General features: G+C 72.5%; 1 protein-coding gene. It reads right to left on the reverse strand.

Annotated elements, in window-relative coordinates; all coding sequences use genetic code 11:
- Window positions 1-5,153, reverse strand: a 5,153-nt coding sequence (locus ACIQCZ_RS42350) for an SDR family NAD(P)-dependent oxidoreductase (RefSeq protein WP_402291530.1), incomplete at its 3' end; no start/stop codon positions are given.
- Between the last annotated feature and the right edge of the window lie 27 nt (window positions 5,154-5,180).

A 5,180-nucleotide genomic window follows, 5' to 3' on the forward strand; every position in this document is an offset into this window, starting at 1 on the left:
CCCGCAACACGCCCCGGACCGAACACCTCACCCAACGCACCCGCCTCGATCGGGTCACCCAACGACGTACCCGTCCCATGCGCCTCGACCGCATCAATATCGGCCGGCACAAGACGCGCCACCTCCAACGCCTCCCGGATCACCCGCTGCTGCGAAGGACCGTTCGGAGCCGTCAGCCCCTGACTCCGGCCGTCCTGATTCACCGCACTGCCCCGCAGCACCGCCAGCACCCGGTCACCGTCGCGCTCAGCGTCCGACAGCCGCTTCAGGACCAGGATGCCCGCACCCTCGGCCCAGACCGCGCCGTCCGCAGCGGCCGAGAAGGACTTGCAACGCCCGTCCGCAGCCAGTCCGTTGAGGCGGGAGAACTCCACGAACGGGGTGGGGGTGGACATCACCGTGACACCACCGGCCAGCGCGACATCGCACTCGCTCTGCCGCAGTGCGGAAGCGGCGAGGTGCATGGCGACGAGGGACGACGAGCACGCCGTGTCGATCGTGATCGCCGGACCCTGCAACCCCAGCGCGTACGCCACCCGGCCCGACACCACGCTGCTCGCGTTGCCGGTACCGACGTATCCGTCGAGTTCCTCCAGGCCGCGGCCCTGCTGGCTGCTGTAGTCGGAACCCATCGTGCCGAGGTAGACGCCGGTACGGCTCTCGGCCAGTGCGTCGGGCCGGATGCCCGCCCGCTCCAGCGCCTCCCACGACGCCTCCAGCACCAACCGCTGCTGCGGGTCCATCGACACCGCCTCACGCGGCGAGATCCCGAAGAACCCGGCGTCGAACCGCTCGACACCGTCGATGAAGCCGCCCTCACGGATGCAGCTCTTGCCGACGGCGTCCGGGTCGGGGTCGTACACGTCCAGGGCGTCCCAGCGTTCCGGGAACGTCCCTATCGCATCGCGCCCACCCGCCAGGAGCTCCCAGAAGTCTTCCGGGGTGTCGACGCCGCCCGGCAGCCGGCACGCCATCGACACCACCGCGATCGGCTCGTCGGCCGTCCGGTCGGTGTCTGCCGGCGGGGCCGCGCGGACCGCGGCGGGAGACAGCGACAGCCGGTCCAGCAGCAGTCCGGCCACCGCCACGGGGGTGGGGTAGTCGAAGGCCAGTGTGGGCGGCAGCTGAACACCCGTGGCGGTGGACAGACGGCGGCGGAGCTCGACCGCGATCATCGAGTCCATACCCAGCTTCTGGAACACCTCCTGCTCGCCGACGCTCTCCGGCCGCGTGCCTCCCAGCACGACGGCGGCCTCCTGCCTCACGAGCGCCACGAGTGCCGCGAGCCGCTCCTGCTCCGGGAGCGCGGCCAGCTGGTCACGCAGGTGCAAGCCGAATTCCGGCACCGATTCCGTGCGGTGGCGCCGGGTGCGGACGAGGCCCCGCAGAAGTGCCTGGACCTCACCGTTCCGGTCCGCCTCGCGCTGGACCGCGGCAAGCACGAGCCGTACGGGCACCAGGTGTGCCCGGTCCCCCGCCAGGGCTTCGTCGAGTGCCCGCAGCCCCTGGCGTTCGGTCAGTGCGCCGACACCTTGTCTGCGCATACGGGCGATGTCCGCCTGGCCGAGCCGGGCGGTCATGCCGCCTCCGTTCTGCTCCCACATCCCCCACGACAGGCTGACGGCCGCCCGGCCCTCGCTCCTGAGGCGTGTTGCCAGGGCGTCGAGCCAGGAGTTCGCGGCGGCGTAGTTGCTCTGTCCGGGGCCGCCCAGGACCCCGGACACGGACGAGAAGAGGACGAAGGCGGACAGGTCCAGGCCCTGCGTCAGCTCCGCCAGGTGTGTGGCGCCCGCGACCTTGGAAGCCATGACCCGGTGGAGGCGTTCCTGGTCCTGGTCGGCGAGCAGCGCGTCGTCGGTGACACCGGCCAGGTGGAACACGCCGGTCCACGGGTGCTCCGGGGCGACGGCCGACAGCAGTGCGGCCGTCTGCTCCCGGTCGGACACGTCGCACGGAACGACGCGGACGGTCTCGGCGCCGGCCTGGGTCAGATCGCGCACCAGGTCGTCGGCTCCGGGCGCCTGCGGGCCGCGCCGGGAGGTCAGCACCAAGTGCCGCACGCCGTACGCGCGCACGAGGTGGTGGGCCACGAGGTGCCCGAGTTCGCCGACGCCCCCGGTGACGAGTACGGAACCCCGCGGGTCGAACAGCGGCTCCCGGCCGTCCGTGGGCGCGGCTGTGGCGGTGGCCGTGGCGGTCCCGGGAACGAGTCGTGGCGTCAGCACATCACCCTGGCGTACGGCGATCTCCGGCTCGTCGGTCATGGCGAGCGCACGGGCGACCACTCCGGTGCCGACGTCCTGGCCACCGAGATCGACGAGGCGTATCGACCGGTCCGGGTGCTCGGCGCGCACGGCACGGACGAGTCCCCACACCGTGGCGTTCGCCAGTCCGTCCAGGCGGTCGGTGGCCGAGGCCGCGACGCTGTCGCGGGTGACCCAGACGAGCTCGGCGGACTGCAGCCGCTCGTCGGCGAGCAGGCGCTGGGCGGTGCTCAGTGCGTTCAGCGCCGACTTCCGGGCGGCGGTGTAAGACGCTTCGGGTGTTCCGTACTCCGTCGCGTCGACGACGACGGTGCCGGGGGCGGCCCGGCCCGCGTCGAGGTGGGCCGTCAGGGCATCGATGTCGGTGCAGTGCTCCACCGCCGAACCGTCGACAAACCCGTCGAGGGTCGGGGCGAGCGTGCCCCGGCCGTCGTCCAGCACCCAGGCCGGTCCGGTCGGGGCCGACCTGTTCGGGTGCCGGGGCGGCTGGAACGCGATTCCGTAGACGTGCTCCACCGGTTCGGCGGCGCGGATCTGTTCGGCCGTCGCCTCGCGCAGCCGCAGCGCGGCGGCCTTGAGAAGGGAACGACCCTCGGTGTCCGCTGCCCGCAGCGTGGCTGTGGAGGTCGTACGGTCGAGATCCACCCGCACCCGCAGTGCGGCGCTCCGTGGGGCCGAGCACTCGACACCGCTCCATGCGAAGGGCAGCAGGACGCCATGGTCCCCGCCCTCGTCCTCGGGGCCCGCCTGCGCCCGCAGTGCCGCCAGGCCGTGCAGTGCCGCGTCCAGCAGGGCGGGGTGCATCCCGTACTCCCCTGCCGGCAACTCGTCGGGCAGGCGTACCAGCGCGTAGACGGTGTCGTCCTTGCGCCACAGCTCGGTCAGGCCCTGGAACGCCGGCCCGTACTCCAGTCCCAGCCCGTCGAACTTCTCGTAGTAGCCGTCCAGTTGTACGCCCTCGGCGCCCGGGACCGGCCACTGCCGCAGCTCCTGGACGTCGTCGTCCGCCGGATCGGTGCCGTGCTCCAGCAGTTCGCCCGAGGCGTGCTGTCGCCACGCTCCGTCGACGGCTTCCTCGGAGCGGCTGTAGATCTCGACGGTGCGCCCGGAGTCCTCCCGCGCGGGGCCGACCACGACCTGCAGACGGACCGTGTCGCGCAGGACGAGTGGTTCGAGCAGGGTCAGTTCACCGACGCCGGCCGCTCCTGTCCGGTGCGCCGCCGCGAGGGCCAGTTCCAGCAGGCCGGTGCCCGGCACGAGCACGGTGCCGTGGACGACATGGTCCTTGAGCCAGGGGTGCTCGGCCGGCGACAGCTTGCCGGAGAAGAGGTGGCCCTCCCCGTTGGCCAGCACCGCGGTGGCGCCCAGCCAGGGGTGCTCGGAGTGCTCCAGACCCACGTCGGCGAGGTCGCCAAAGGCCGATGCCGGCTCCAGCCAGTAGTGCTCGCGCTGGAAAGGGTACGTGGGGGCGGTCACGGGCGCGGCGCCGGAACTCGGGGCGACCTGGCCCCAGGCGATGTCCTGCCCGGAGACATGGAGGATTCCGAGCGCCTGCGCGAGCGTGCGGACCTCGTCCACCGGTCGGCCGTCCCTGGTGTCCGCCCGCTGGGAGGCGACGAAGGTGCTGTCCTGCTCCGAGCAGGCCGCGCCCATCGCGGACAGCACCGCGGCCGGACCGCACTCCAGGTAGCGGGTGACACCCGCCCGGTCGAGTTCACGTACGACGTCCAGGAACCGGACCGCACCGCGGGCCTGGCGTACCCAGTAGCGCGCCGACCGCACTCCCTCGCCCGGTGCCAGGCTCTCGTCGGCCCATTCGCCGGTCACCGACGAGACCAGGGGAATGACCGGAGCCGCGAACCGGCAGCTCTCGGCCACCGTTTCGTACTCGGCGAGCATGGCGTCCATGTGCGGTGAGTGGAACGCGTGCGACACCTCCAGTCGGCGTGTGCGCCTGCCCTGCTCGGCGAAGTGGCCCTCCACCGCCGCCACCGCGGCCCCGTCACCGCTGACCACCGTCTGGGCGGGGCCGTTCAGGCCGGCGATCGAGATCCGGCCCTCGATGCCCCGGAGCACCTCGGCCACCTCGGACTCGGACGCCTCCACCGATGCCATCGCACCGCCGCGCTCGCACGCCTGCATCAGACGGCCGCGCGCCGCCACCAGCCGTGCCGCATCGGGAAGTTCCAGCACTCCTGCCACATGGGCGGCCGTCAGTTCGCCGATCGAGTGACCTGCCACCGCGGCAGGCTGGACCCCCCAGGCCTGCCACTGCCGGAACAGGGCCACCTCGAACGCGAACAGGGCGGGCTGGGTGAACTCCGTTTCGTGTACGAGCGCCGCGTCCGCGCTGTCCTCGGCGGCGAAGAGCACCTCGGTCAGGGGACGTGTCAGGTGCGGGTCGAGGGCCGCGCACACCTCGTCGAACGCTTCCCTGAAGGCAGGCAGGGCGGTGTGGAGGGCGCGCCCCATTCCTGCCCGCTGGCTGCCCTGTCCGGTGAAGAGCACCGCCGACTCGCCCGCACCGGCGACCCCCTCGGTGACCGCCGGATGTGCCTGTCCCTCGGCGAGGGCGTTCAGCGCCGCCACGAGTTCCGTGGTGTCGGCGGCGACCGCGCTCGCCCGGTGCTCGAAGTGCGTGCGGTGGGCTCCGGCGGTGCGTACCACCTCGGCCAGGCGGATGTCCTCACGCCCGGAGAGCCAGGACGCCCAGCGTCCGGCCTGCTCCCGCAGCGCCGACTCGTCACGCCCCGACACCACCACCGGGAAGACGCCCTCGGTGACGCCCTCGGTGACACCCCCGGCCGGTTCCGCCAATGGCGGCTCCTCGATGATGACGTGGGCGTTGGTGCCGCTCAGACCGAACGAGGACACACCCGCACGCCGCACACGGCCCTCTTCCCGCTCCCACGGACG

The sequence above is a fragment of the Streptomyces sp. NPDC093149 genome, from assembly GCF_044754145.1.
Classification (GTDB): Bacteria; Actinomycetota; Actinomycetes; order Streptomycetales; family Streptomycetaceae; genus Streptomyces.